The organism is Streptomyces sp. NPDC043746 (genome assembly GCF_056436485.1).
The window spans coordinates 37575-62981 of sequence record NZ_JBWKCM010000013.1 but is presented as its reverse complement, the minus strand read 5'-3'; the positions used below and the strand labels follow the sequence as shown (position 1 = coordinate 62981).

The 25407-nt window shown below is 73.6% G+C and carries 26 protein-coding genes and 1 riboswitch; of the genes, 12 read left to right on the top strand and 14 right to left on the bottom strand.

The window, feature by feature from the left end; translation table 11 throughout:
• Positions 1 to 129: 129 nt before the first annotated feature.
• Positions 130 to 852: a ZIP family metal transporter gene (locus AC0682_RS16335; protein ID WP_478533442.1), complete on the top strand. Its 723-nt coding sequence runs from the start codon at positions 130 to 132 to the stop codon at positions 850 to 852.
• A 34-nt stretch (positions 853 to 886) separates the two neighbouring features.
• Here the strand turns inward: AC0682_RS16335 and AC0682_RS16330 are convergent, their stop codons facing one another.
• From AC0682_RS16330 to AC0682_RS16300, 7 genes are all read right to left on the bottom strand, one after another.
• The gene (locus AC0682_RS16330) at positions 887 to 2245 is read right to left on the bottom strand and encodes a cobyrinate a,c-diamide synthase (RefSeq protein WP_478533441.1); all 1359 of its coding nucleotides are present in this window, start codon (positions 2243 to 2245) and stop codon (positions 887 to 889) included.
• The gene (cobO, locus tag AC0682_RS16325) at positions 2239 to 2838 is read right to left on the bottom strand and encodes a cob(I)yrinic acid a,c-diamide adenosyltransferase (RefSeq protein ID WP_478533439.1); all 600 of its coding nucleotides are present in this window, start codon (positions 2836 to 2838) and stop codon (positions 2239 to 2241) included. Before cobO ends, AC0682_RS16330 begins: the two co-directional genes overlap by 7 nt.
• The gene (locus tag AC0682_RS16320) at positions 2838 to 4874 is read right to left on the bottom strand and encodes a putative cobaltochelatase (protein WP_478533438.1); all 2037 of its coding nucleotides are present in this window, start codon (positions 4872 to 4874) and stop codon (positions 2838 to 2840) included. The genes cobO and AC0682_RS16320 overlap by 1 nt, the downstream gene beginning before the upstream one ends.
• Positions 4871 to 6508 carry a cobyric acid synthase gene (locus tag AC0682_RS16315; protein ID WP_478533437.1) on the bottom strand — a complete coding sequence of 546 codons (1638 nt, stop codon included), beginning with the start codon at positions 6506 to 6508 and terminating at the stop codon, positions 4871 to 4873. Before AC0682_RS16315 ends, AC0682_RS16320 begins: the two co-directional genes overlap by 4 nt.
• Before the next feature lie 58 nt (positions 6509 to 6566).
• Positions 6567 to 7532, bottom strand: a complete 966-nt coding sequence (locus AC0682_RS16310; protein WP_478533578.1) for a cobalamin biosynthesis protein — start codon at positions 7530 to 7532, stop codon at positions 6567 to 6569.
• Between the two features lie 209 nt (positions 7533 to 7741).
• Positions 7742 to 7870: riboswitch (cobalamin riboswitch) on the bottom strand.
• A 150-nt stretch (positions 7871 to 8020) separates the two neighbouring features.
• Positions 8021 to 8260 carry a hypothetical protein gene (locus tag AC0682_RS16305; protein WP_254812835.1) on the bottom strand — a complete coding sequence of 80 codons (240 nt, stop codon included), beginning with the start codon at positions 8258 to 8260 and terminating at the stop codon, positions 8021 to 8023.
• Positions 8261 to 8272: 12 nt separating this feature from the next.
• Positions 8273 to 9547 (bottom strand): inorganic phosphate transporter, encoded by a 1275-nt coding sequence (locus AC0682_RS16300; protein ID WP_254812836.1) that lies wholly within the window; start codon positions 9545 to 9547, stop codon positions 8273 to 8275.
• Positions 9548 to 9824: 277 nt separating this feature from the next.
• Here AC0682_RS16300 and AC0682_RS16295 point away from each other — a divergent pair, with 277 nt between their 5' ends.
• The 3 genes from AC0682_RS16295 to AC0682_RS16285 all read left to right on the top strand — a co-directional run bounded on the left by AC0682_RS16295 (position 9825) and on the right by AC0682_RS16285 (position 13262).
• Positions 9825 to 10484, top strand: a complete 660-nt coding sequence (locus tag AC0682_RS16295) for a class II aldolase/adducin family protein (RefSeq protein WP_254812837.1) — start codon at positions 9825 to 9827, stop codon at positions 10482 to 10484.
• 97 nt (positions 10485 to 10581) lie between these two features.
• Positions 10582 to 11709, top strand: coding sequence for an alpha/beta hydrolase (locus AC0682_RS16290; RefSeq protein ID WP_478533435.1), 1128 nt, complete (start codon positions 10582 to 10584; stop codon positions 11707 to 11709).
• Between the two features lie 185 nt (positions 11710 to 11894).
• Positions 11895 to 13262 carry a hypothetical protein gene (locus AC0682_RS16285; protein ID WP_478533577.1) on the top strand — a complete coding sequence of 456 codons (1368 nt, stop codon included), beginning with the start codon at positions 11895 to 11897 and terminating at the stop codon, positions 13260 to 13262.
• Between the two features lie 96 nt (positions 13263 to 13358).
• Here the strand turns inward: AC0682_RS16285 and AC0682_RS16280 are convergent, their stop codons facing one another.
• Positions 13359 to 13772, bottom strand: a complete 414-nt coding sequence (locus tag AC0682_RS16280; RefSeq protein ID WP_254812839.1) for a VOC family protein — start codon at positions 13770 to 13772, stop codon at positions 13359 to 13361.
• Positions 13773 to 13882: 110 nt separating this feature from the next.
• The gene (gene ypfJ / locus AC0682_RS16275) at positions 13883 to 14776 is read right to left on the bottom strand and encodes a KPN_02809 family neutral zinc metallopeptidase (RefSeq protein WP_478533433.1); all 894 of its coding nucleotides are present in this window, start codon (positions 14774 to 14776) and stop codon (positions 13883 to 13885) included.
• Positions 14777 to 14983: 207 nt separating this feature from the next.
• Between ypfJ and AC0682_RS16270 the strand changes: the two genes are divergently transcribed.
• From AC0682_RS16270 to AC0682_RS16260, 3 genes are all read left to right on the top strand, one after another.
• Positions 14984 to 16582 (top strand): ABC-F family ATP-binding cassette domain-containing protein, encoded by a 1599-nt coding sequence (locus AC0682_RS16270; RefSeq protein WP_478533431.1) that lies wholly within the window; start codon positions 14984 to 14986, stop codon positions 16580 to 16582.
• A 384-nt stretch (positions 16583 to 16966) separates the two neighbouring features.
• Positions 16967 to 17188 (top strand): helix-turn-helix domain-containing protein, encoded by a 222-nt coding sequence (locus tag AC0682_RS16265; RefSeq protein ID WP_006123601.1) that lies wholly within the window; start codon positions 16967 to 16969, stop codon positions 17186 to 17188.
• 129 nt (positions 17189 to 17317) lie between these two features.
• Entirely contained in the window at positions 17318 to 18109 is a 792-nt protein-coding gene (locus AC0682_RS16260) for an enoyl-CoA hydratase/isomerase family protein (RefSeq protein ID WP_478533430.1), read from the top strand.
• On the opposite strand, the gene AC0682_RS16255 is transcribed toward AC0682_RS16260, so the two are convergent.
• Positions 18099 to 19022, bottom strand: coding sequence for a hypothetical protein (locus tag AC0682_RS16255; RefSeq protein ID WP_478533429.1), 924 nt, complete (start codon positions 19020 to 19022; stop codon positions 18099 to 18101). The two genes, AC0682_RS16260 and AC0682_RS16255, sit on opposite strands and share 11 nt — an antisense overlap.
• Positions 19023 to 19116: 94 nt before the next feature.
• Here AC0682_RS16255 and AC0682_RS16250 point away from each other — a divergent pair, with 94 nt between their 5' ends.
• Genes AC0682_RS16250 through amaP form a run of 5 tightly spaced genes read left to right on the top strand, consistent with a single transcriptional unit; the run spans position 19117 to position 21452 of the window.
• Complete coding sequence (locus tag AC0682_RS16250) at positions 19117 to 19602, top strand: Asp23/Gls24 family envelope stress response protein (RefSeq protein ID WP_478533428.1); 486 nt, start codon at positions 19117 to 19119, stop codon at positions 19600 to 19602.
• Positions 19603 to 19637: 35 nt separating this feature from the next.
• On the top strand, positions 19638 to 19829 hold the full coding sequence (locus AC0682_RS16245; RefSeq protein ID WP_018488194.1) for a hypothetical protein: 192 nt from the start codon (positions 19638 to 19640) through the stop codon (positions 19827 to 19829).
• Positions 19826 to 20176: an Asp23/Gls24 family envelope stress response protein gene (locus tag AC0682_RS16240; protein WP_478533427.1), complete on the top strand. Its 351-nt coding sequence runs from the start codon at positions 19826 to 19828 to the stop codon at positions 20174 to 20176. The genes AC0682_RS16245 and AC0682_RS16240 overlap by 4 nt, the downstream gene beginning before the upstream one ends.
• The gene (locus AC0682_RS16235; RefSeq protein WP_478533426.1) at positions 20173 to 20868 is read left to right on the top strand and encodes a DUF6286 domain-containing protein; all 696 of its coding nucleotides are present in this window, start codon (positions 20173 to 20175) and stop codon (positions 20866 to 20868) included. The genes AC0682_RS16240 and AC0682_RS16235 overlap by 4 nt, the downstream gene beginning before the upstream one ends.
• A 5-nt stretch (positions 20869 to 20873) precedes the next feature.
• On the top strand, positions 20874 to 21452 hold the full coding sequence (gene amaP, locus AC0682_RS16230; RefSeq protein WP_478533575.1) for an alkaline shock response membrane anchor protein AmaP: 579 nt from the start codon (positions 20874 to 20876) through the stop codon (positions 21450 to 21452).
• Positions 21453 to 21583: 131 nt separating this feature from the next.
• On the opposite strand, the gene AC0682_RS16225 is transcribed toward amaP, so the two are convergent.
• The 4 genes from AC0682_RS16225 to AC0682_RS16210 all read right to left on the bottom strand — a co-directional run bounded on the left by AC0682_RS16225 (position 21584) and on the right by AC0682_RS16210 (position 25351).
• A complete protein-coding gene (locus AC0682_RS16225) occupies positions 21584 to 22339 on the bottom strand; it encodes an SDR family oxidoreductase (protein ID WP_478533425.1) in 756 nt (251 codons plus the stop codon).
• A 4-nt stretch (positions 22340 to 22343) separates the two neighbouring features.
• Positions 22344 to 24137, bottom strand: a complete 1794-nt coding sequence (locus tag AC0682_RS16220; RefSeq protein WP_478533423.1) for a glycoside hydrolase family 15 protein — start codon at positions 24135 to 24137, stop codon at positions 22344 to 22346.
• A gap of 94 nt (positions 24138 to 24231) precedes the next feature.
• Positions 24232 to 25038 (bottom strand): SURF1 family cytochrome oxidase biogenesis protein, encoded by an 807-nt coding sequence (locus tag AC0682_RS16215; RefSeq protein WP_478533422.1) that lies wholly within the window; start codon positions 25036 to 25038, stop codon positions 24232 to 24234.
• A gap of 79 nt (positions 25039 to 25117) precedes the next feature.
• The gene (locus tag AC0682_RS16210; protein ID WP_078507646.1) at positions 25118 to 25351 is read right to left on the bottom strand and encodes a hypothetical protein; all 234 of its coding nucleotides are present in this window, start codon (positions 25349 to 25351) and stop codon (positions 25118 to 25120) included.
• Between the last annotated feature and the right edge of the window lie 56 nt (positions 25352 to 25407).

Sequence of the window (25407 nt, the reverse complement as noted above, 5' to 3'; positions counted from 1 at the left end):
AGCTGTTCCGTATACGGTCACGGACCCGGCCGTCGTACGGCTCAGGTCCTCCTGCGGGCGGGTACGTCCGCCCCCGGGTAAGGGCATCCTGAGATGCGGCCGACGAGGTCGATCGGCTAGCAAGAGCCCATGGCGGTGTTCGTCGCGCTCGGCGCGTTCCTGATGACCCTGGCCGGTGGCTGGGTCGCCCAACGTGTCACCGACCGCCGCCATCTGGTGCTCGGCTTCGCGGGCGGTCTGATGCTCGGCGTGGTCGGCCTGGACCTCCTGCCGGAGTCCCTGGAGGCCGCGGGCGCGCCGGTGTTCGGGGTGCCCGCCGCGCTGCTGCTGTTCGTCGGCGGTTTTCTGGTGGCCCATCTGGTCGAGCGGCTGCTCGCCGCCCGCCAGGTGGCACACGGGGCGGACGGGCAGCGGGTGCCGCAGGTGGGGCTGGCGGCGGCCTCCGCGATGATCGGCCACAGCCTGATGGACGGCGTCGCGCTCGGCGCCGCGTTCCAGATCAGCGGCTCCATGGGCATGGCCGTGGCGCTGGCCGTGATCAGTCATGACTTCGCCGACGGATTCAACACGTACACCCTCACCAGTCTTTACGGGAACGCCCGCCGCAAGGCGCTCGTGATGCTGTTCGCGGCCGCCGTGGCCCCGGTCGTGGGCGCCGCGACGACGCTGCTGTTCACCCTTCCGGAGGAACTGCTCGGCGGCTATCTCGGCTTCTTCGGCGGAGCGCTGCTCTACCTGGCCGCCGCGGAGATTCTTCCCGAGGCACACCACACCCATCCCGCCCGCTCCACCCTTCTCTGCACCGTCGGGGGCGTGGGCTTCATCTGGCTGGTGGTCGGCATCGCGGAGTGAGCCGCCCGTGCGCCTTTGCGCGCCCTTGTACGCCTCACCGCACCCGGCAGTGCTCCACGAACCGCCGGGCCGCCTCGGGGAAGGCCGCCCAGTGGGTGTGCAGATAGCTGGCGTGCACGCCCCGCTGGACATACCCCTCCACCCGCCGCTCCGGCTGGTGCATCCCCCAGGCGGGCACCGGCCCCGCTCCCGGCTCCAGTACCGTCCGGTGGAACTCGTGCCCCCGCATCCGCGTCCCGGCCGCCGCCAGCGGACTGTCCGAGACCGCCACCGCCTGCCGGTACCCGAGGGTGAGCCGCTCCGACATCCGGGCCTCGGCGTCCAGCACCCCGCACATCGGCTTCCCGTCCAGCTCCCGCGCCAGATACAGCAGCCCCGCGCACTCGGCCGCCACCGGGGCCCCGCTCAGGGCCAGCTCGGTCACCCCCCGCCGCAACGGCTCGTTGGCCGACAGTTCGGGGGCGTACATCTCCGGGAACCCGCCGCCGATCACGAGCCCCGCCGTCCCCGCGGGCAGTTTCTCGTCCCGCAGCGGGTCGAAGACCACGACGTCCGCCCCGGCCGCCGTCAGCAGCTCGGCGTGTTCCGCGTACGCGAAGGTGAACGCTGCCCCGCCCGCCACGGCGACGACGGGCCGGGGCCCCGGACCGGAGACCGCGGGGGCGTACGCGGGCTCCCACGGCTCGTCCGCCAGCGCGGGCGCCGTCCGCGCCAGCGCCAGCAGCGCCTCCAGGTCGCACCCGGCGCGCACCCGCTCGCCCATGGCCCGTACGGCCTCCACCGCATCGCCCTGCCGCTCGGCCACCGGGACCAGCCCCAGGTGGCGCGAGGGCGTCGCGACCTGCGGGGCCCGCCGGATCACGCCGAGCACCGGCAGCCCGGACTCGTCCAGCGCGTCCCGCAACAGCGCCTCGTGCCGGTCGGAGGCCACCTTGTTCAGGATCACCCCGCCGATCCGCACCTGGGGGTCCCAGGAGGCGAACCCGTGCACCAGGGCCGCCACCGAACGCGACTGCGAGGAGGCGTCCACCACCAGCACCACCGGGGCCCGGAGCAGCTTCGCCACCTGGGCGGTCGACGCCAGCTCGCCCTGCCCCGAGGCACCGTCGTACAGCCCCATCACGCCCTCGACCACGGCGAGGTCGCACCCCGCCGACCCGTGCGCGAAGAGCGGGGCGATCAGCTCCGGCCCGCACATGTACGCGTCGAGATTCCGGCCGGGGCGGCCCGTCGCCAGCGCGTGGTAGCCCGGATCGATGTAGTCCGGGCCCACCTTGTGCGGCGAGACGGCCAGCCCGCGCGCGGCGAAGGCGGCCATCAGGCCGGTGGCGACGGTGGTCTTGCCGCTGCCCGAGGCCGGAGCGGCGATGACCAGACGCGGCACACTCACCACTCGATGCCCCTCTGGCCCTTCTGCCCCGCGTCCATCGGGTGCTTGACCTTCGACATGTCGGTCACCAGGTCGGCGGCCTCGACCAGCGCGTCCGGCGCGTTGCGGCCGGTGATCACCACATGCTGGGTGCCGGGCCGGTTCCGCATGACCTCGACGACCTCGTCGGTGTCGATCCAGCCCCAGTGCAGCGGATAGGCGAACTCGTCGAGCACGTACAGCTTGTACGTCTCCGCGGCCAGGTCCCGCTTGACCTGCTCCCAGCCCTCGCGGGCCTTCTCCTCGTTGTCGACCTGGCCGTCGCGCTGGACCCAGGACCAGCCCTCGCCCATCTTGTGCCAGTCGACCGTGCCGCCCTCACCGCTCGCGCCCAGTACCTTCAGCGCGTTCTCCTCGCCGACCTTCCACTTCGCGGACTTGACGAACTGGAACACCCCGATCGGCCACCCCTGGTTCCAGGCCCGCAGCGCGAGCCCGAAGGCGGCGGTCGACTTGCCCTTCCCGATGCCCGTGTGGACGAACAGGAGCGGGCGGTTGCGGCGCTGACGGGTGGTGAGCCCGTCGTCCGGTACCGATGTCGGCTGTCCCTGTGGCATTAAGCGGCCCTCCCGGCTGCGGTGACGTCCTTGACGAGCCCGGCGATCGAGTCGGCCCGCAGCTCGTCCAGCGTGACGGCGGTGCCTCCCAGCTCCCGGGCCAACTCCCCGGCGAGACCGAGGCGTACGTACCCCGACTCGCAGTCCACGACGACCGAGGCCGTCCCCTCCGAGCGGTGCAGCCGCGCCGCCCGCCCCGCGAGCGCCACCGGCTCCGGACCGCCGGTCGCCCGTCCGTCCGTGACGACGACGAGCAGGGGCCGCCGCGACGGATCGCGCAGCCGCTCCACCCGCAGCACGTCATGGGCCTTGAGCAGCCCGGCGGCGAGCGGCGTACGTCCCCCGGTCGGCAGCGACTCCAGCCGGGCGGCGGCCGCGTCCACGGACGAGGTCGGCGGCAGCGCCACGTCGGCCTCCTTGCCCCGGAAGGTGACCAGGCCGACCTTGTCCCGCCGCTGGTAGGCATCCAGCAGCAGCGAGAGCACGGCCCCCTTGACCGCGCTCATCCGCTGCCGGGCCGCCATGGACCCGGACGCGTCCACGACGAACAGCACGAGGTTGCCCTCCCGTCCCTCCCGGGTGGCCTGCCGCAGATCGTCCCGCCGCACCACGAGCCCGCGCCCACTGCGCCCGCGCGCCTGCTGGTGCGGGGCGGCGGCCTGCACGGTGGCGGCCAGGTGCAGCTTGGTCAGCGCCCCCTCCGGCCGCCGCGCGCCGGTCGTACGCCCGTGCTCAGTACGGGCCCGGGAGCGCCGCCCCGCAGCACCTTCCCCGAGCCCCGGCACGCTGAGCATCTTCGTACGGAACGGCTCGGCGGACGCCACCGGCTGCTGCTCGCCCCCGGTGGGCCGCCCGGGCGCGTCGGGCGCGCCCTCGGGGGCGGGGGACGGAGAGTCGCCCTCGGAGCCCTGCGGAGGCGTACGGTCCTCCCCGTCGGCCTGCGGCGGCACGCCACCGCCCCCACCGCCGTCGCCCCCGCCGTCGGGCCCGGGGTCGGGATCGTCGCCGTTGCCCTGCCCCGGGTCCCCGGCGGCCTCGTCCAGCGTCTGGTCGAGCTTGTCCTCGTCGAGGCCCGGCGCGTCGAACGGGTTGCGCCGCCGCCGGTGGGGGAGCGCCAGCAGGGCGGCCTGCCGTACGTCGTCGGCGGTGACCTCCTCACGTCCGGCCCAGGCGGCGAGCGCGGTCGCGGTGCGGGCCATCACGATGTCCGCCCGCATCCCGTCGACCTCGAACGCGGCGCAGGTGGCGGCGATCTGCCGCAGCACGCCGTCACCGAGCACGACCCGGGGCAGCAGGGCCCGCGCACCCGCGATCCGCTCCCGCAGGGCGCCCTCCTCCTCGGCCCAGCGCGCGGCGAACCCCTCGGGATCGTCGTCGTACGCGAGCCGGCGCCGGACGACCTCCACCCGCTCGTCGGTGTCCCGGGACGCGGAGACCTCCACGGTCAGCCCGAACCGGTCCAGCAACTGCGGCCGCAGCTCGCCCTCTTCCGGGTTCATCGTCCCGACCAGCAGGAACCGTGCCGCGTGCCGTACGGAGACGCCTTCGCGCTCGACGTACGAGGCACCCATGGCCGCCGCGTCCAGCAGCAGGTCCACCAGGTGGTCATGGAGGAGGTTGACCTCGTCGACGTACAGGATCCCGCGGTGGGCGTCGGCCAGCAGCCCCGGCTCGAACGCCTTCACGCCCTCCGAGAGCGCCCGCTCGATGTCCAGCGCCCCCACGAGCCGGTCCTCGGACGCGCCCACGGGCAGCTCCACGGTCCGCGCGGCCCGCGCCGCCCCGGCCGCCTCCGCGTGCGGCCCGTCGGGACACGCCGGATCGGGCGAGACCGGGTCACAGGAGAACCGGCACCCCGGGACGACGGCGACCTCGGGCATCAGCGCGGCCAGCGCCCGCACGGCGGTGGACTTGGCGGTCCCCTTCTCACCCCGCACGAGCACTCCGCCGACGGCCGGGCTGACCGCGTTCAGCAACAGCCCGAGCCGCAGGTCGTCCTGCCCGACGATCGCGGTGAAGGGATAGGGCGTACTCACAAGGCCTCCTGGTCGACATGCTGTTCGGCTTCTACGTGACCGGTCACATCAAGCCCCTCCGGCGATCGAGGAGCGGGGTCCGGGGCGGCGTCCCGGCCCTCCGAAGCACCCGCACCCGCCGCCGACGGCGGAGCCCCCGGCGGTACGAAGGGCAACCCCCCGGGCGCGCCCCCCTCGATCAACCGCCACAACGCGTCCGTGTCCGCGTGCTCCTCCACCAGATCCCCCAGCCGGTCCAGCTGCTCCTCCCGCAGCGCCCCGAAACAGGTGTCCGGCGCGGGCACGAACCGCCGGCCCGCGGCCCGCGCCACCTCCTCCAGGAACCGGCGCCGGAAGGCATCGCTCTCCAACGACCCGTGCCAGTGCGTCCCCCAGACCGCCCCGACCCGGCAGCCGTCCAGGAACGGCTCCCCGCCCCGTACATCGGCCACCCCGTGGTGGATCTCGTACCCCTCCACCACCTCACCGAGCGCCGAACCCACCGGCCGCGCCAGCGTCTTGGCGCGGTCGAAGCGAATGCGTACGGGAAGGACCCCCAGCCCGTCCACGACCCCCGCCCGCGACTCCACCTCGTCCTCGATGCGCTCACCGAGGACCTGGAACCCGCCGCAGATCCCCAGCACCGGCCGCCCCTCGGCCGCCCGCCGCACCAGGGCCTCGGCGAGACCGCGCTCGCGCAGCCAGGCCAGCGCCTTCACCGTGCCGCGCGTGCCGGGCACGACGACCAGGTCCGCGTCGGCCAGCTCCTCGGCCCGGTCCACGAACCGCACGACGACCCCCGGTTCGGCGGCCAGCGCGTCCACGTCCGTGAAGTTGGACATCAACGGCACCGCGCAGACCGCGACCCGCAGCACGTCCTCCCCGTGCGGCGGTGCCACGACCGACTCCCGTACCGCGCCCCGCAGGGAGACCCGCAGGCCGTCCTCCTCGTCGATGCCGAGCCCGTGGGCGTACGGCAGCACCCCGTAGGTACGCCGCCCGGTCAGCCCGTACAGCATGTCGAGCCCCGGCTCCAGCAGCGAGACGTCACCCCGGAACTTGTTCACCAGGTACCCCGCGACCAGTGACTGGTCCTCGGCGCCCAGCAGCGCCGTCGTCCCGAAGAACGAGGCGAAGACCCCGCCCCGGTCGATGTCCCCGACCACCAGCACGGGAAAGCGCGCGGCCCGCGCGATCCCCATGTTCACGATGTCGGTGCGCCGGAGGTTGATCTCGGCCGGGGAGCCGGCGCCCTCGCAGATGACCGCGTCGTACGCCGACCGCAGCTGCTCCAGGCAGTCCGTGACGGTGCCGAGCAGTGCCTCCTGCCGGCCCCCGTGGTACCCCCGGGCGCTCATCTCACCGACCGGCCTGCCCATCAGGACGACCTGGCTGGACCGGTCGCCGCCGGGCTTGAGCAGGACCGGGTTCATCAGGGCCGTCGGCTCCACCCGGGAGGCCTGCGCCTGCATGGCCTGGGCGCGCCCGATCTCCGCGCCCTCGCGGGTGACGAAGGAGTTGAGGGACATGTTCTGCGCCTTGAAGGGCGCGACCTTCACGCCCCGGCGCACCAGCCACCGGCAGATGCCCGCCGTGACGACGCTCTTGCCCGCGTCCGAGGTCGTTCCCGCGACCAGCAGCCCGCCGCCGCTCATACCCGCCCCCGTTCCCGTACCGCACCGCTCGATGCCGTACCGCTCGATGCCGTACCGCTCATGCCCGCTCCCGCTTCCGCCCCGCGACGAGGTGCCCCGCCACCAGCCGGCCCGCCACACACACCCCCAGGGCCAGCGCACTCACCCGCCGCGACAGCCGCACGGCCCGCTCGATGTCGCTGCCCCGGACCTCCCGCCCGAACTCCCCGTTCAGCACCGGCCGGTGTTCCACGCGCCCCGCGTACGCGAGCGTGCCGCCCAGCCGTACGCCGAGCGCCCCCGCGAACGCCGCCTCCACCGGACCCGCGTTCGGGCTCGGGTGCCGGTGCGCGTCCGCCTTCCAGGCGCGTACGGCCTCGGTCGGCCGCCCCCCGGCCACCACGGCCAGCGCGGCCGTCAGCCGGGCGCCGGGCCACCCCACCACGTCGTCCAGGCGGGCCGAGGCCCAGCCGTAGCGCCGGTAGCGGGGCGACTTGTGACCGACCATCGCGTCCAGCGTGTTCGCGGCCCGGAAGCCGACGAGGCCGGGGGCCCCGCCGATCGCGCCCCACACCAGCGCGCCGACGACGGCGTCCGAGGTGTTCTCCGCGACCGACTCCACGACCGCGCGGGCGATCCCCGGCCCGTCCAGCGCGTGCGGATCGCGCCCGCACAGATGCGGCAGGCGCTCCCGGGCCACCTCCATGTCTCCGGCGGCCAGTGCGCCCCCGACGGCGCGGGCCTCCCGGCCCAGCGACGTGCCGCCGACGACCGACCAGGTGGTGGCGGCGGTCAGCGCGACGGCGAGCGCGGGGCGCCCCCGTACGGCACGGGCGGCCAACGCGGCGGCCCCCACGGCGCCTCCGGCGCAGACGAGGGCGTGCAGCGCGCCCCGGCCCCGGTCGTCCCGCCAGAGCAGCGACTCCACCCGCGCGGCGGCCCGCCCGAAACCGGCGACGGGATGCCCCCGGCGCGGGTCCCCGAGCAGGGTGTCGGCGACCAGCCCGGCGGCGGCACCGTACGCGAAGACGCGCCCGGCGCGCAGGGGAGCGCGATCGGGGCGTACGGGAAGGCGATCGGCGCGCAGGGAAGCGCGATCGGCACGCACGGGGTCAGGCCGTCGTGGGGCGGGAGGTACCGGCGTACGGGAAAGGCGGCAACGACAACGGCGGCAGCTGCGGCGCTCGGCGGCCAGGCATGGCGTCAGGTCCTCACTCAGGGTCCGCGCCCTGGTTCGACGTGTCCGGCGACGAGAGTCTCCTGGCTTCCGGATCCGCAGTTCCCCCGGCCTTCCAGCCCGCGTGCGGCGGGCCGTGACTCCGATGTGGGGGAGTGCTCCCCGGTGACAGTGGCGGGACCGCGCCGGATTCGCACCGGCTTCCTCTCCTGTCGCCGTAATGGCCCGGGCAGTCCACCACGTTGCGAGAACGGCCGTCAACTCGCTGTTGACCTGCGGAGGCCCGGTGTGCGCAGACGCACATCGGGCCGGACACACGGTGGTGTGTCCGGCCCGACGGAGCGCGTCGGCGCGGGTCAGGCGACGATCAGGTAGATCCCGTACGCGACCGCCGCCGCGCACGCCGCGAAGGCGGCGTACGCGCCGGTGCGAGCCAGTGCCGCCGTGCCACCGGAGGGGGCGGGGGTGTCGCCGTCGGCCGGGGTCGACAGCTTGGAGAGGGCGACGATGCCCAGGGTGAAGACGCCGACCAGTGCGACGGTGACGACGAGACTGACACCGAAGACGGAGGCGAGAGCTGCCCAGTCGATTTTCATGCGGATCCGTCCTTACACCGTGGCCGCGGGGCGGGGCGTGTCGTCGGGCGCCGCGGCCGGGGCCGGGGCCGGGATGGTGGTCGAGAGGTCGGGGACCGCAGCGGCGGTGGGCGGCGGCGCGACCGCGGCGATGGCGGTGGTGACGACGCCCTGCGGCTCGTTCGCCGTCGTGTCCTCGGTGTCGTTGACGTTGGTGTGGTCGACCGGCTCGCGGCGCGAGGCCACCCAGATGGCGAAGGAGCCGCCGACGAGGATGACCGCGGTGGCGGCCACGCCCCACGGGCCCTGCTTGGTGAGGAACTCGGCGCCCGCGCCGACCAGGGCGGCGGCCGGGAGGGTCAGACCCCAGGCGACGAACATCCGGGTGGCGGTGGACCAGCGGACCACGCCGCCCTTGCGGCCGAGGCCCGCGCCCATGACGGCGCCGGAGCAGGACTGCGTGGTGGAGAGCGAGAAGCCGAGGTGCGAGGAGGCCAGGATGACCGTGGCCGCACTGGTCTGGGCGGCGAAGCCCTGCGGCGGCTGGAGGTCGGTCAGGCCCTTGCCCATGGTGCGGATGATGCGCCAGCCGCCGAGGTAGGTGCCGAGCGCGATGGCGATGCCGGCCGAGACGATGACCCACAGGGGCGGGTTGGAGCCGGGGGCCAGGACACCGCTGGTGACCAGCGCCAGGGTGATGATGCCCATCGTCTTCTGGGCGTCGTTGGTGCCGTGGGCGAGCGACACGAGACCGGCGGAGGCGATCTGCCCGGCCCGGTAGCCCTTGGCGGTCGACTTCTGCTGGTTCGGGTCGGTGACGTTCCGGTTGATCCGGTACGTGAGCCGGGTGGCCAGCATCGCGGCGATACCGGCGACCAGGGGGGCCGCGATCGCGGGCAGCAGCACCTTGGTGACGACCGTGCCGCCGTTGATCGAGGACCAGCCGGCCGACATCACGGCGGCACCGATCAGACCGCCGAACAGGGCGTGGGAGGAGCTGGACGGCAGACCGACCAGCCAGGTCAGGAGATTCCACAGGATGGCGCCGACCAGCGCCGCGAAGATGACCTCTGTTCTGATGCCGTCCTCGTTGACGATCCCGCCGGAGATCGTCCTGGCGACCTCCACCGACAGGAACGCGCCGATCAGGTTGAGAACGGCGGACATGGCCACCGCTGTCTTGGGCTTCATCGCGCCGGTCGAGATGGTGGTCGCCATCGCGTTGGCGGTGTCGTGGAAACCGTTCGTGAAATCGAACACGAGAGCTGTTACGACCACAATCGCAAGCAGCAGCGTGATGTGTTCCATTTACCCAGGCAATCGTTCGACGTCAGTGGCTCGTGGACCGTAGGCAACCTGGGTGAACGGAAGATGAACTGAGCGGGGCGCTGTGGTGTCTCCAACCGGAGTGCCATGGTTCCGCTTGTGTGCGGGAGGGGCTGGGAAAGGCCTGTGGGACACCGGCCGGGCAGCCCTTTACCCCTCGTTGGGGAAGACTTTGACGGGCGGTTTCGGGCCCGGAAGAGATACCCGTCACGTGGGGGGTCACGTTCCGCTTCCGGCCCGTCACCCCTACGCTCGCCCCATGAGCGAGCAGCAGCCGGAATCCGTCTCCCAGGGCTGGCGGGAGGTGGTCGACACCGCCCGCCGCAGCGCCGCCGACGGGCTGGTCGTCGGCACCTCGGGCAACGTCTCCGTCCGGGTCGGGGACCTGGTCCTGGTGACCCCCAGCGGGGTGCCCTACGACCGGCTCGGACCACAGGACGCGGTCGGCGTCGACCTCGACGGCCGCCAGGTCCTCGGGGAGCTCCGGCCGACCAGCGAACTCCCCCTCCACCTCACGGTCTACCGCGAGACCGACGCCGCCGCCGTGGTCCACACCCACGCCGTGCACGCCACCGCCGTCTCCACGCTCGTCACCGAGGTGCCGCTCGTGCACTACGCGGCCGCCCTCCTCGGCGGCCCCGTCCGCACCGCCGCCTACGCCCGCTACGGCACCCCGGAGCTGGCCGACGCCATGCTCACCGCCCTCCGGGGCCGCACCGGCTGCCTGCTCGCCAACCACGGCACCGTCACCTACGGCACCACCCCCGACCAGGCCTACGAGCGCACCGTCCAACTGGAGTGGCTCTGCCGCCTCTGGCTCACCGCGAACGCCGTACCGGGCCTGAGCCCGTCCCTGCTCAGCCGCGCCCAGCTCGACGAGGTCACCGAAGCGCTGAAGGGATACGGACAGACGGGGTGACCGCCCGGCCCTCCCGGGCGGTCACGAAGGAGCGGGCGCCGCACCGGACGGCCCCCGCCCACTGGCACCGCGCCGCCCGCCCCACGACACTGGAGCGGTGCGCCCGGCAACTGCGACGGCAACGGCCGTCACCACGATCCTCGGCGTCGGCGCGGCAGCGGTCGCGGCCGGCCGGTACGCCAGCGACGCCGCCCTCAAGGCGGCGCCCGGACGGCCCCTCCCCGCCGACCGCAGACTCACCGTCCACGCCACGGCGCCCGGCCGGATCACCCTGACCCGCTCCCTCGCCGCGCTCCGCCCCGGCACGTACGGGATCGAGGGCCCGGGCGTCCACGCGGTGGTCGGCCCCGTCGTCGAGGGAGCAGGGACCACCGCCGACACCGTCGTCCGCCGGCTGGAGCAGATCGACACCGGCACCCTGGAGCCGGGCGACAAGGTCCGCCTCACGCCCGAGCTGCACCGGGGTGACCCGGGCAGCGCCCTCGGCCTGGAGTACCGGGAGGTCGAGATCCCCGGCGAGCTGGGCTCACTGCCCGCCTGGTGGGTGCCCGGCAAGCGCGACACCTGGGTCATCACGGCACACGGGCTCGGCACCACCCGCGACCACCCCATGAACCTCATGGGCTTCCTCAGCGAGCGCCACCTCCCCGTGCTGGACCTCGCCTACCGGGGCGACCCCCAAGCCCCCCGCCCCGCCGACGGCCTCGGCCACCTCGGCGCCTCCGAGTGGCGCGACCTGGACGCGGCGATGCGCTTCGCCGTCCGCTACGGCGCCCGGCGCGTGATCCTGTACGGCTGGTCCACCGGCGCCTCCATGGCCCTGCACGCGGCCGTCAGCTCCCCGCTCCGCGAACGGATCGGCGGCCTCGTCCTGGACTCCCCGGTCCTGGACTGGCAGACCACCCTGCGTGCCCTGGCCGTCGCCCGCGGGGTGCCCGCCGCCCTGCTGCCGCTGGCCGTCCGCGCCGCCCAGGGCCGGACCGGGATGGCCTCGGACCCGCTCCTGGACCCCGCCCTGCCCGACGCGCTGCCCGCCCCCACGTTGATCCTGCACGGCCCCGACGACACCATCGCCCCCTGGGCCCCCTCCCGGGAACTGGCCGCCCGCCGCCCGGACCTGATCAGCCTCCACGCCGTACGGCAGGCTCCGCACGCGTCGATGTGGAACGCCGATCCCGGCCGCTACGAGGAGGCCCTCCGACGCTTCCTCACGCCCCTGATGTGAGGTGATGCGGGGATCGGTCCCTTTGGTCACCCGTCCCCGTGCCACGGCGCCGTTAGCGGGGAAACGCCTTCCGTTTGGGCTTTCGGGCCGTCAGGGGCAAGACTGCTCCCGTGACGTCCCGTACCCCGCGCGACTCCAGGCTGCGACTTGTCCGCCCGCGACCCCTCACCACCGCCCGCAGGGCCGTGTCCACCCGGCGCACCAGGCCGGCCCCCCGGCCCCCCGAGGGCACCCCGCCCCGCACGGAACTGGCCCGCCAGGCCAGGGCGGCCCTCGCCGACGCCGTCCGCATCGCCCACTGGGCGGCCGACGCCCCGGCACCCGGCAGTTCCGCCCCGCTCGCCGCCCAGGCGCTCGAACGGGCCGCGACCGCCCTGGAACTCTCCCCGGCCCAGGTGCGCGCGGGCTGGGACCGGGCCCGGCTGGCCGGCCTCATCGAGCTGCACGGCGACACCGCCCGCCCCGGCTGGCGGCTGCGCGCCTGGGACCGGGACGACTCGGCCGTCCTCCGCGGCTGGGTGGCGCTCTTCGACGCCTGGTCGCTGGTCCACGCCGCCCCCGAGGGCATCGAGACCGGCGCGGTCGCCGAAGCCGTCGAGGCGGTGCCCCAGGTGCTCTCCCTCCTCCAGCTCTCCGCCGGCCCCGTTCCCGTACCCGCCCTCCTGGACCTCCTCGCCCAGCGCATCGCCGAACTCCAGGGGGAGCGCTGCGAAGTGCCGTACGGGACCGGCCGCGCGGCCGGGGAGAGCGCTCCGGCCGACGGACGCCCGGCCCCCGCTCCGGCATCCGCGTCCGTGCCCGCCCCGGCGCCTTCGGCGGACCGGAACGCCGACCTGGACGCCCTGCTGCTCGACTGGGCCCTGGAGGGCCTCGCCGCCGTCGGCGCCCTGACTCTCGGCAACGGCCACGCCACCCTCACCCCGCTCGGCAACTGGGCGGTCTGGGTCAAGCTGGAACAGATCTGCGTCGCGGCCCAGAGCCCGGCCGGGAACATCGAGCAGTCCGCCGCCGACATGCTCCTCGGCTGCGCCCGGCTCACCCCCGGACCGGCCCGCGACGAGTACCGGGCCTGGCTGGCCGCCCGTACGGTCGGCAGCGCCGTCGCGGAGCTGCTCGCCGTCGCCCGGGGCGAGGACGCACTCCTGCGCGGCCTGGCCTTCGAGGCGCTGCGCGTCGTCGGAGCCCCCGCCGAGCCCGAGGTCCGCGCGGTGGTCGACCACCCCTCGCTACGCCCCTACGCCCTGCTCTGGCTCGCGGAGTACGAAGGGGTCGACCCTGACGACGCGCAGGAGATCCTCAGCCGCGAGGAGGCCACCTGGCTCTGGGTCGACACCGCCGCCGCCGTCGCCGACCACGGCGAGACCGGGCTCCTGGTCCGCCACCTGGACTCCGCCGTCCAGGGCACCGTCCCGGCCCTGCTCGACGAGGTCAGGGCCGTCGGCCACCCGCGCACGGTCCAGGTCCTGGTCGCCCTTGCCGCCGCCCACCCCGACCCGGCTCTGGCCAAGGCGGTCCGCAGGGCCGCCTTCCAGGTCCACACCGGCGGAGCCTGACCGCCGCCGCGGGCGCGGCCTCACGCGGAACGTCCCCACGGGCCGGGCCCGCGCCCCGCGCCGCCCGCTCCGCGACCCCCCGCCGGGTCCCGCCGTTCACCCGGCGGACCCCGGTGCGTACGTCCCGAAGCTCCAGACGTTGCCCTCGGCGTCCCGGGCCATGTAGTCCCGCGAGCCGTAGTCCTGGTCCGTCGGCTCCATGAGGATCTCCACGCCGAACGTCCGGGCCCGCGCGTAGTGCTCGTCCACCTCGTCCACCACCACGTACACCCCCGCCGGCCCCGCCCCCGCCATCGCCCGCGCGAAGACCCCCGACCCGCCCTTGGAGCCGAGCATCACCCTGCCGTTGCCGCAGGACAGCTCGGCGTGGAGCACGCTGCCGTTCTCGCCCTCGTAGACCGCCTCCTCGGTGAAGCCGAAGCCCTCCGTCAGCGTCCTGATCGCCGCCTTCGCGTCCTCGTACAGCACCGTCGGGTAGATCGTCGGGACACCCTGCGCCGCGCCCGCCATGGTCCTCACCTCTCCCGGACCGATCGTCCATGTGACCTGTGTCCCAGTCTTCCACCCGGCACGGACAACGGCCTTCCGTCCGCCGCCGACCACCGGGGTCCGGGAGAGGATCAGGAGAAGGTGTCGCACCGCGCCATGTCACCGCTGCGGAACCCGGTGGAGAACCACTGCTGCCGCTGCGCCGATGAGCCGTGCGTCCAGGACTCCGGGGTCACCCGCCCCTGGAACCGCTCCTGGATCCGGTCGTCCCCGACCGCCGCCGCCGCGTCCAGCCCGTCCCGGATGTCCGCCGGGGTCAGCTCCGTGATCAGCGGCCGGCCCGTCGACTCGTCCGGTGTCGTCGTCGCATGGTGCGCCCAGACCCCGGCGTAGCAGTCGGCCTGCAGCTCCACCTTCACCGCGTTGCTGTCCGCGCCCTGCCGCCCGTCCCGGGACCGGCTCAGCGTGCCCAGCTGGTTCTGCACATGGTGGCCGTACTCGTGCGCCACCACGTACGCCTGGGCGAACGGCCCGCCGCTGGAGCCGAACTTCGTCCGCAGCTCGTCGAAGAAGCCCAGGTCCAGATAGACCTTCTGGTCACCCGGGCAGTAGAAGGGCCCCACCGCCGAGGTCGCCGACCCGCACGCGGTGTCCACCCGCTCGCTGAACAGGACCGTCGGCGCGGCCGTGTAACCGCCGCGCCTGCGCTGGAACTCCTGGCGCCAGAAGTCCTGCACGCTGTTGACCACCGCCACCGTCCGGCAGTCGTCCCGGTTGTCGGCGTCCTGGCCCGTCCGGCAGCTCTGCTGCACCTGCGCCGCCGACGAGGAGACCGCTTCCGGCCCGGTGTCGCCGGACGAGAGGCCGAGCTGATCCGGACCGACACCGAACAGCAGCCCCAGGGCCAGGGCGATGAGCAGACCCACGATGCCGCCGCCCACGGTGGCCCGCCCGCCCGGGATCCGGTTCCCGCGTACGTCCTGGACCTGCGATGTGTCCAGATCGGCGTCGTCGTCGAACTGCACGGGCGCACCACCCTCGGCTCGGTCCGGACGGCGGGGCGCCGCCCTGCGCAGAGTATCGGACGGATCTTTCCCCCCCCGGGGCACGCGGAAAAGCAGTTGCACACCGCCAGTAGAATGGGACCCATGGCCCATCTCCTTGTGCATTAGCGGCGTCGAGAGACCTCCGCCCTCGTCCCTCCGCCGTCCACACTGCCCTGGAGTTCTTCCGTGATCACCGCCACCGGCATCGAGCTGCGCGCCGGCGCCCGCATCCTCATCGAGTCCGCCTCCTTCCGGATCGCCAAGGGCGACCGCATCGGCCTGGTCGGCCGCAACGGCGCCGGCAAGACCACCCTCACCAAGTGCCTCGCGGGCGAGGGCGCCCCAGCGGGCGGCACCATCACCCGCTCCGGCGAGGTGGGCTACCTCCCGCAGGACCCCCGCACCGGCGACCTCGACGTCCTCGCCCGGGACCGCATCCTCTCCGCCCGTGGTCTCGACGAGATCCTGCGCAAGATGCACGAGAACGAGGACCGGATGGCGAACGGCAAGGGCGCCACCCGCGAGAAGGCGATGAAGAAGTACGAGCGCCTGGAGACGGAGTTCCTCACCAAGGGCGGGTACGCCGCCGAGGCCGAGGCCGCCACCATCGCCGCCGCGCTCAACCTGCCCGACCGGGTGCTCGGCCAGCCCCTCCACACCCTCTCCGGTGGTCAGCGCCGCCGCGTCGAGCTGGCCCGGATCCTCTTCTCGGACGCCGACACCCTGCTCCTGGACGAGCCGACCAACCACCTCGACGCCGACTCGATCGTCTGGCTGCGCGACTACCTGAAGTCCTACCGCGGCGGCTTCGTCGTCATCTCCCACGACGTCGAGCTGGTCGAGACGGTCGTCAACAAGGTGTTCTACCTCGACGCCAACCGCTCCCAGATCGACATCTACAACATGGGCTGGAAGCTCTACCAGCAGCAGCGCGAGGCCGACGAGAAGCGCCGCAAGCGCGAGCGCCAGAACGCCGAGAAGAAGGCCGCCGCCCTCAACTCGCAGGCCGACAAGATGCGAGCCAAGGCCACCAAGACCGTCGCCGCCCAGAACATGGCCAAGCGCGCCGACCGGCTGCTCGCGGGCCTGGAGGCCGTCCGGGTCTCCGACAAGGTCGCCAAGCTCCGCTTCCCCGAGCCCGCCCCCTGCGGCAAGACCCCGCTGATGGCGGAGGGCCTGTCGAAGTCGTACGGATCGCTGGAGATCTTCACCGACGTCGACCTCGCCATCGACAAGGGCTCACGCGTCGTCATCCTCGGTCTCAACGGCGCAGGCAAGACCACGCTGCTGCGCCTCCTCGGCGGCGCCGAGAAGCCCGACACCGGCGAGGTCATCCAGGGCCACGGCCTCAAGCTGGGCTACTACGCCCAGGAGCACGAGACCCTGGACCCCGAGCGCACGGTCCTGGAGAACATGCGCTCCGCCGCCCCCGACCTCGATCTCGTCGAGGTCCGCAAGACGCTCGGCTCGTTCCTCTTCTCCGGCGACGACGTCGACAAGCCGGCCGGGGTGCTCTCCGGCGGGGAGAAGACCCGGCTCGCGCTCGCGACCCTGGTCGTCTCGTCAGCCAACGTGCTCCTGCTCGACGAGCCCACCAACAACCTGGACCCCGCCAGCCGCGAGGAGATCCTCGGCGCGCTCCGTACGTACAAGGGCGCCGTCGTCCTCGTCACCCACGACGAGGGCGCGGTCGAGGCGCTCCAGCCGGAGCGCATCATCCTGCTGCCGGACGGTGTCGAGGACCTCTGGGGCGCCGACTACCGGGACCTGGTGGCCCTGGCCTGAGCCGTCGCGCCCCCACCGGGACCCGCGTCGAGCGCTGCGTCGAATGCTTCGGGAGGAGCCAGGATCACCCCCGGATAGATCATTCGGCCTACGCGTGATCCACCATCTGCGTGAGGATGTCTCGTACCCCGGTGGTGCGCCCGGCGTTCACCTGCCGTGCGCCCCTTTCCGGGCCTTTGCTCCCAGTACGGCTCTGACCTGCCGGTTCTTTCGCCGGTCGGCGCCGCATGCCCCGAAAACCCCGCGGAATACGGGATTCCGATCGTGTCGGAGCGCTCTCCGGTCCGGAATCCGGTCGCATCGACCTTGCCGAATGGGTGGCCAGGAAGCGCGGGAGGGGTGATCATGAGAGTCCAGAGCGCACTTCCCATGGAGGAGGCACGGGTGGCCGAGACTCTGAAGAAGGGCAGCCGGGTGACCGGCGCCGCGCGTGACAAGCTCGCGGCAGACCTGAAGAAGAAGTACGACTCCGGTGCGAGCATCAGGGCGCTGGCCGAGGAAACCGGCCGCTCCTACGGGTTCGTTCACCGGATGCTCAGTGAGTCCGGAGTGACGCTGCGTGGACGTGGCGGTGCCACACGGGGCAAGAAGGCCGCTTCGGCCTGAGTGCCCCGGCCCTCTGCGGGCTCATCGGAATTGGGGGTGGCCACCCGGCTGACCGCGAGGTCGTCCGGGTGGTTACTGTTCAGTCACTTCATTTCCGAGTGCTGACTGCACCCGATCCGGAGGTGCCCCATGACCTCGCTCGACCCCGTGCTCGACAAGGACGGCGTACGGCTCACCGTCGAAGACGCGGTTGCCACGGTGACGCTCACCAACCCGGCCAAGCGCAACGTCCAGTCTCCCGCTCTGTGGCGGGCGTTGACCGAGGCCGGACGGGCACTGCCCGGCGATGTCCGTGTCGTGGTGCTCCGCGGCGAGGGCAAGTCCTTCTCCGCGGGGCTCGACCGGCAGGCGTTCACTCCCGAAGGGTTCGACGGCGAGCCGTCCTTCCTCGACATGGCGCGCGGCCCGGAGGCCGAACTCGACGCGATCATCGCCGAGTACCAGGAGGCGTTCACCTGGTGGCGCCGCAATGACCTCGTGTCGATCGCGACCGTCCAGGGCCACGCCATCGGCGCCGGCTTCCAGCTCGCCCTCGCCTGCGATCTGCGGATCGTCGCCGAGGACGTGCAGTTCGCCATGCGCGAGACCAGCCTCGGCCTCGTCCCCGACCTCACCGGTACCCACCCCCTGGTGAACCTGGTCGGGTATGCCCGCGCGCTCGAAATCTGTGCCACCGGGCGGTTCGTCCACGCCCAGGAGGCCGAGCGCACCGGCCTCGCCAACCTCGTCGTCCCCGCCGACCAGCTCGACGGCGCGGCCCGCGACCTTGCCGCCGCACTGCTCGCCGCCCCGCGCGACGCGGTCGTGGAGACCAAGGCGCTGCTGAGCGGTGCCGTCTCCCGTACGTACGAGGAGCAGTGCGTCGCCGAGCGCGCCGCCCAGGGCCGCCGGCTGCGGGACCTGGCGGGCATCACCGACTGAACCCGGCCGAGGGGGGCGGCCCTGAGCGGGTGCCCCCCTCGACCGACGGCTCCACGACGTCCGTGACCAGCACCGACACCGGCAGCCGGTCCGCCATGGCCGTCGACACCGCCGTGCGCACCGCCCGGGCCACATCGAGAACCCGATGGTCCCCGGCCGTCGCCACCTCGACCCGGACGTGGTCGGTCGCGGTGTGGACCGGGCTGCCCAGCGTCCGGGTCAGAGAGGCGACACCGGGCACCCCGGCGGCGGCCTCCGCCACGGGACCATCGGCCTGCGGTGCGGTGGCCGCCGGGGCGGACGAGGCCGGGCCGAAGGGGGTCATCACCTGATCGGGCGCATCACCGCCATCGGATGCCCCGCCGCCATCGGATGCCCCGCCGCCATCGGATGCACGGCGGCCATCGGCTGCCGTGCCCTCGCCGGGCCTCCCGTCCCCGGCGGAGGACCCGTCCTCCAGCAGAGCCGTCACCCGCAGGTCGACCTCCGCGACCTCCAGGCCGAGCCGGGCGGTGGCCGCCGCGACGAGCGCCGCGCGCAGGGTGGCCGCCGTCCCCGGCAGCGGGCGGTCCGCCACCGCCCGGAACTCCGCCTCGATCCTCAGCGGCCCGGGCGGCAGAGCACCCGGTGGCGGCACGGGCCCGGGCCCGGCCGGGGGCGACGAGGAGGGCGGGGACGTGGACGTGGTCATGTCCCTCATATCGGCGGCTCCCCGGGACAACCCGATCCTCAGCGTCCCGAGCACCGCGCCGGGCACGGCCGCCTCCGCGCGCAGCACCGAGGCCGCCGCCGTCTCCGCGATCCAGATGCCGTCCGTGGCACCCCCCAGGGGGAGCAGACGGCCGAGGCCCAGCCGTTGCCGTACCGCAGCTGTCCATCCGTCGGCCCTCCGCGGGCTCCGCTCCGTCGTCATCCCCCCACCTTGCCGTATCCACGGCGCGGGACCGGGCAAGCGCACTTAACGTGGGCAGGGAAGTCCCAACCCTGTCCCGAAGGGAAGAGTGGCGATGAGCGAGAACTCCCAGCGCAACGGCCCCGACAGCGGTTCCGGCGACGGCCGGGGCAAGTCCTCCCTGAACAAGCGCGGTGGCGGTGACCCCGGCACCCGGGGCCGGACCACCATCGCGGACGGCGTGGTCGAGAAGATCGCCGGAATGGCCGCACGCGATGTGGCCGGCGTCCATGCGATGGGCAGCGGCCTGTCCCGGACCTTCGGCGCGGTCCGCGACCGGGTCCCCGGCGGCGGCAAGTCCGTCACCCGAGGCGTGAAGGCCGAGGTCGGCGAGTCCCAGGCGGCCCTGGACCTGGAGATCGTCGTCGACTACGGCGTGGCCATCTCCGATGTCGCCCGTGACGTGCGCGAGAACGTCGTCTCGGCGGTCGAGCGCATGACCGGACTCGAAGTCGTCGAGGTCAACATCGCGGTCAGCGACGTCAAGCTGCCCGACGAGGACGACGACGATGACGACGAGGGCCAGCAGCGCGTCCAGTAGATCCCCGGGTTCCGCACAGCAGTTGAGGAGAGACGATGAGCATGGCTGCGGCCGGTCTGCTGGCCGGCATGGCGCTCGGATTCGCCGGATACTTCGGCGGGTTCGGAGCGTTCGTCCTGGTGGCCGCCCTGGGGGCGATCGGCTTCATCGCCGGCCGCTTCCTCGACGGTGACCTGGAACCCGGCGACTTCTTCCGGAGTCGCGAGCGCGGCGACCGGCGACGGTGACGGCGGTGACCGGGCAGGTCGCCGCCGCCGAGCGGGGCGAGACCCGGATCGCCGACCGGGTCGTCGCCAAGATCGCCGCGCAGGCGGCGAAGGAAGCCGTCGGCGAACCCCCCGAGGAGGGGGCCTCCCCGCGTGCCACGGTCACCGTCCACCGTGACGCGGCCCGGGTCCGGGTCAGCCTGGAGCTGCGCTACCCGTGCGACATCGGCCGCCAGTGCGGTGCCGTACGGAGCCGGGTCGTCCAGCGGGTCACCTCGCTGGCCGGAATGGACGTGCCGGAAGTGGCCGTCCAGGTCGAACGGCTGCACACGGCGGGAGCCGGGGGCGGACAGGGGAGGATCCGATGACGACCGACCCCACCGACCCCACGGGCTCCACCGGTTCCACCCGGCGTATGCCCACGGTGGACCGGGCCGGGGGCGCCCCGGGCCCGCCCGACCCCGGCGCGCCCCCGTCCCACAAGCCGGTCCCCACCCTCGACCAGGGCGGAGGCGGCCGGGTCGGCCGCTTCTGGTCCGCCCGCCGGGTCCCGGCGGCCCTGCTGGCCCTGGTGCTCCTGGGCGCTGCCGGGCTGCTGCTCTACGACATCGCCGCCGTACGGGCCGGTCACCCGGCCATGCAGTGGCGGCGCTCCCTGGCGGACGGCCTGGCGGAGCGGCAGCTCGACGATGCGGCCGTGCTCGTCGGCGCGGGCGTCGCCGCGGCGATCGGCCTCTGGCTGCTCCTGCTCGCCCTCACCCCCGGGCTGCGCGATCTGCTGCCGATGCGCCGCGACCGTACCGGGGTACGGGCCGGACTCGACCGCACCGCCGCCGCGCTGGTCCTGCGGGACCGGGCCGTGGAGGTGCCCGGGGTGCAGTCCGTCCGGGTCCGGATGGGGCGGCGCAGGGCGAAGGTGCGGGCCCTCTCGCACTTCCGGGGGATCGACGACGTACGGGCCGATCTGGAGACCGTGCTGGCCAGGGCCGTCGGGGAGCTGGGCCTGGCGAAGCCGCCCGGCCTCTCCGTCCGGGTCGACCGACCGGCGAGGAAGGGATGAGCGGCATGCGCCCCACCGTCAACCGGATCCTGCTGGGTCTCGCCGGACTCGTCCTGATCGCCGTGGGCGGCGCGGTCCTCGCGGCGGGCCTCGGCGCCGCCGTACCGTCCTGGTGGCCCTGGGACGGCAGGAACGACGTACTGCTCAGCGCCGCCGACCGGGGCCGCTGGCGCGACGAGGGCTGGTGGTGGCCGACCGTGATCGCGGTCCTCGCCGTGCTGGTCGTCCTCGCCCTGTGGTGGTTGCTCGCCCAGCTCCGGCGCGGCCGCCTCGCCGAGGTGCTGGTCGACAGCGGCGACGGCGAGGGCGCCCAGGTCCGCGGCCGGGCGCTGGAGGGTGTCCTCGCCGAGGAGGCGGGCGAGGTGGACGGGGTGGCCCGCGCCCGGGCGGCCCTGACCGGCCGCCGGACCGCGCCCCGGGCCCGCGTCCGCCTCCTGATGGAGCCGCACGCCGCCCCCGCCCGGGCCCTCGACGCGGTGGCCGACGGCGCGCTGGCCCACGCCCGCGAGTCGGCGGGCCTGGACGAACTCCCGGCCGAGGTCCGGCTGAAGGCCGTCAAGCACCGCGCGGAACGGGTGTCCTGACGACCCGTGGGCTTACGGGGCGAGCCCCGAGGCGTACGCGTATGTACGGGGACGGGCCCCAGGCGTACGCGTACCGCAGGCCCGGCCCCGTGAGCCCACGCGTGCACGCCCCCTGGGCGGGCGGTGCCCCCTCAGAACCCGTGCCGGGCCCCGCCGTCCACCGGCACCATGATCCCCGTCAGGTACGAGGCGGCGGGGGAGAGCAGGAAGGCCGCGGTCTTCCCGAACTCCTCCGGCGTCCCGTACCGGCGCAGCGGGATGCGGGCCTCGTTGGCCGTACGCGAGGCCTCGGCGTCGCCCGAGAGCGCGTCCAGTTCGCGGACCCGGTCGGTGTCGATCCGGGCGGGCAGCACGCCCACGACCCGGATGCCGCGCGGCCCCAGCTCGTCGGAGAGCGACTTGGCGAATCCGGCGAGGCCGGGGCGCAGCCCGTTGGAGATGGTCAGTCCGGCGATCGGCTCGTGCACCGATCCGGAGAGCACGAAGCCGATGACCCCGCCCTCGCCCAGCGCGGCAGCCGCCGTCCTGGCCAGCCGGACCGCCCCGAGGAACACCGTCTCGAAGGCCGTCTGCCACTGGTCGTCGGTGTTGTCCGCGACGAAGCCGGGCGCCGGCCCGCCGACGCTGACGAGGATGCCGTCGAGCCGCCCGAAACGCTCCCGCGCCGTGTCCACCAGCCGCTGGGCGGCGCTCGGGTCGGCGTTGTCGGCGGCGAGGCCCACGGCGTTCGGGCCCAGCTCGGCGGCGGCCTCCTCGACGCTCCTCGCGTCCCGGCCGGTGATGACCACCTTCGCGCCATCGGCGGCCAGCTCCCGTGCCGTGGCGTGGCCGAGGCCCCGGGTCGCGCCGGTGACGATGTACACGCGGTCCTTCAGTCCAAGATCCATGGCCCTATCCTGCCGGGTCCTCCCCGGCCAGGTCGACCGCGGAGTTGACCAGTCCGATATGGCTGAACGCCTGCGGGAAGTTGCCCAGCTGCCGTCCGCCCGTGACGTCGTACTCCTCGGCCAGCAGCCCCATGTCGGTGCGCAGTTCCAGCAGGTGCTCGAACAGCTCCCGCGCCTCCTGGTGCCTGCCGATCCGCTGCAACGCGTCCACCAGCCAGAACGAGCAGGCCAGGAACGCCCCCTCCTCGCCGGGCAGTCCGTCGACACTGCCGCCCTCGGTGCTGTAGCGGCGGACCAGCCCGTCGCTGCCCAGCTCGGCGCGGACCGCGTCGACCGTGCCGATCACCCGGGGGTCGTCCGGCGGCAGGAACCCGGTCCGGACGATCAGCAGCGTCGAGGCGTCCAGCTCCCGCGACCCGTAGGACTGGGTGAAGGTGTTCCGGACGGGGTCGTACCCCTTCGCGCACACCTCCGCGTGGACGGCGTCCCGCATCGCCCGCCAGCGGTCCGCGTCCCCGGGCAGCTCCGGGTTCTCTTCCAGCGAGCGGACCGCCCGGTCGGCGGCGACCCAGGCCATCACCTTGGAGTGCACGAAGTGGCGCCGGGCGCCCCGGATCTCCCACAGCCCCTCGTCCGGCTCGCGCCAGGACGACTCCAGGAAGCCGAGCAGGCTGAGCTGGAGGTTCCAGGCGTGCGGCTTGTCGTCCAGACCGGCGACCCTGGCCAGCCGGAGCGCGTCGATGACCTCGCCGTACACATCCAGCTGCCGCTGGCGGACGGCCGCGTTGCCGATCCGCACCGGGCGGGAGTTGTCGTATCCGGCGAGCCAGGGCAGCTCCATCTCCGGCAGCCGGCGCTCGCCCGCCAGGCCGTACATGATCTGGAGGTCGGCCGGGTCCCCGGCGACGGCCCGCAGCAGCCAGTCCCGCCAGGCCTCCGCCTCCTCCAGATAGCCGGCCGAGACCATCGCCCCGAGGGTGAGCGTGGCGTCCCGCAGCCAGCAGAAGCGGTAGTCCCAGTTCCGTACGCCACCGATCTCCTCCGGCAGCGAGGTGGTCGGGGCCGCCACGATGCCGCCGGTCGGGGCGTACGTCAGCGCCTTGAGCGTGATCAGCGAGCGCAGCACGGCCTCGCGGTACGGCCCCTCGTACGTGCACCGCTCGGTCCACTTCACCCAGTCGTGCAGCGTGTGCTTGAGCGCCTTGTGCGGGTCGATCAGCTTCGGGCGCGGCGAGTGCGAGGGGTGCCAGGTCAGCACGAACGCCACGCTCTCGCCCTCCGCGACGGTGAACGAGGAGCAGGTGCTGAACTGCTGACCCCACGTCTTGACCGGCGGCTCGCTGCGCAGCCACACCGAGTCGGGCCCCGCCACCGCGACCCGGTGGCCGTGCGACTTGCGCACCCAGGGCACGACGGAGCCGAAGTCGAAGCGCAGCCGCAGCACGGAGCTCATGTCCACGCTGCCGCTGACGCCCTCCACGATCCGCATCACATCGGGCGACTTGTCGCGCTGCGGCATGAAGTCGATGACCTTGACCGTGCCGGTCCGGGTCTCCCAGTACGTCTCCAGGACCAGCGAATCACCGGCGTAGCCGCGCCGGGTGCAGGTGTCGGAGGGCCCGGCGCCCTGCGGGGCGACGCGCCAGTGGCCGTTCTCCTCGGTGCCCAGCAGGGCGGCGAAACAGGCGCCGGAGTCGAAGCGGGGCAGGCAGAGCCAGTCGATCGAACCGTTCCTGCCGACGAGCGCGGCGGTCTGGAGATCGCCGATCAGGGCGTAGTCCTCGATGCGTGGGGTCACGCTCTGGCGTTTTCCCGAACCGGCCCCTCGTCAACCAGCCGACCGGTGTGCCGGACCTCTCAGGCCCGCCGGGGGACTTGTCGTACTCCAGGCCTCAGACGCTCGCGGGCGCGGTCTGCTCGGCACCGTCCCCGGCCGGCTCGCCCTTCGCGGCGGCCTCCTCGCGGTCCCGCTTCTCCCGCCGTACGAGGATGATCCAGCCGACCGGGACGGCGGCGACGAACAGCCACCACTGGACCGCGTACGCCATGTGGGCGCCGATGGAGCTGTCGTCGGGGTCCGGGATCTGCTCGGGCAGTCCGCCCGAGGGCTCGGGGGAGGTCTGCTCGATGTACCCGCCGAGGACCTCACGGGAGAGGAGCTGGGCCTGCTGCTCGCTGTTGATCAGCATGACCTGCCGGTCGGGCAGCCCCGCCAGATCCTTGATCCCGCTGCTTCCGGTCGTCTCGTCCGCCTTGAGCCGCCCGGTGACGGTCACCTCGCCGCGGGGGGCGGGTGGCACGTCCGGGTACGCCTTCTGGTTGGGCGCGGCGGGGACCCAGCCCCGGTTGACCAGGACGGTGGAGCCGTCCTTGAGGTCCAGCGGGGTCAGCACATGCACGCCGATCTTGTCGTCCGCCGACGTCCGCCGGCGGACCACCACCTCGTGCTCGGTGTCGAACGTGCCCGTCGCGGTGACCGCCCGCCAGTAGTCGGCGCGCGGGACGGTGTGCCCGGGGGAGGTGAGATCGGTGACCGGGGCCGGTGCCGCTTCGAGGTTCCGTGAGATCAGCTCGTTCTGCGCGACCCGCCTCTCATGGCGGTGGAACTGCCAGAAACCCAGCTCGACCATCGTCGGCATCAGGACGAGGGCGAGAAGGGTGAGGAGAACCCACTGCCGGGTCAACAGGAAGCGGTACACCCCATGACCGTACAACCGGGGTCGTGGGGTGCGGCACTCAGGGGGTGTGGTCGGGGATGCCCGGCCATGAGTGACTTCGTCACACTTTGTCCACGATGCCCGCCTTCCCCTCGGCGCGGGCGCAGTGGGCGCCGCAGTACCACTGCCCGTCGGCCTCGACGCCCTGCCCGATCACCTGGACCCGGCAGTGCTCGCAGATCGGGGCCATGCGGTGGATGGCGCAGGCGAAGCAGTCGAAGACGTGCACCGCACCTTGTGCGTGCACCTCGAAGGACATGCCGTAGTCGTTTCCGCAAACCTCACAACGTGCCATGCGCCACAGGGTGGGGCGCCCGGCGTCGGCGGGCGAGCGGGCGCGGGGCGAGTCGC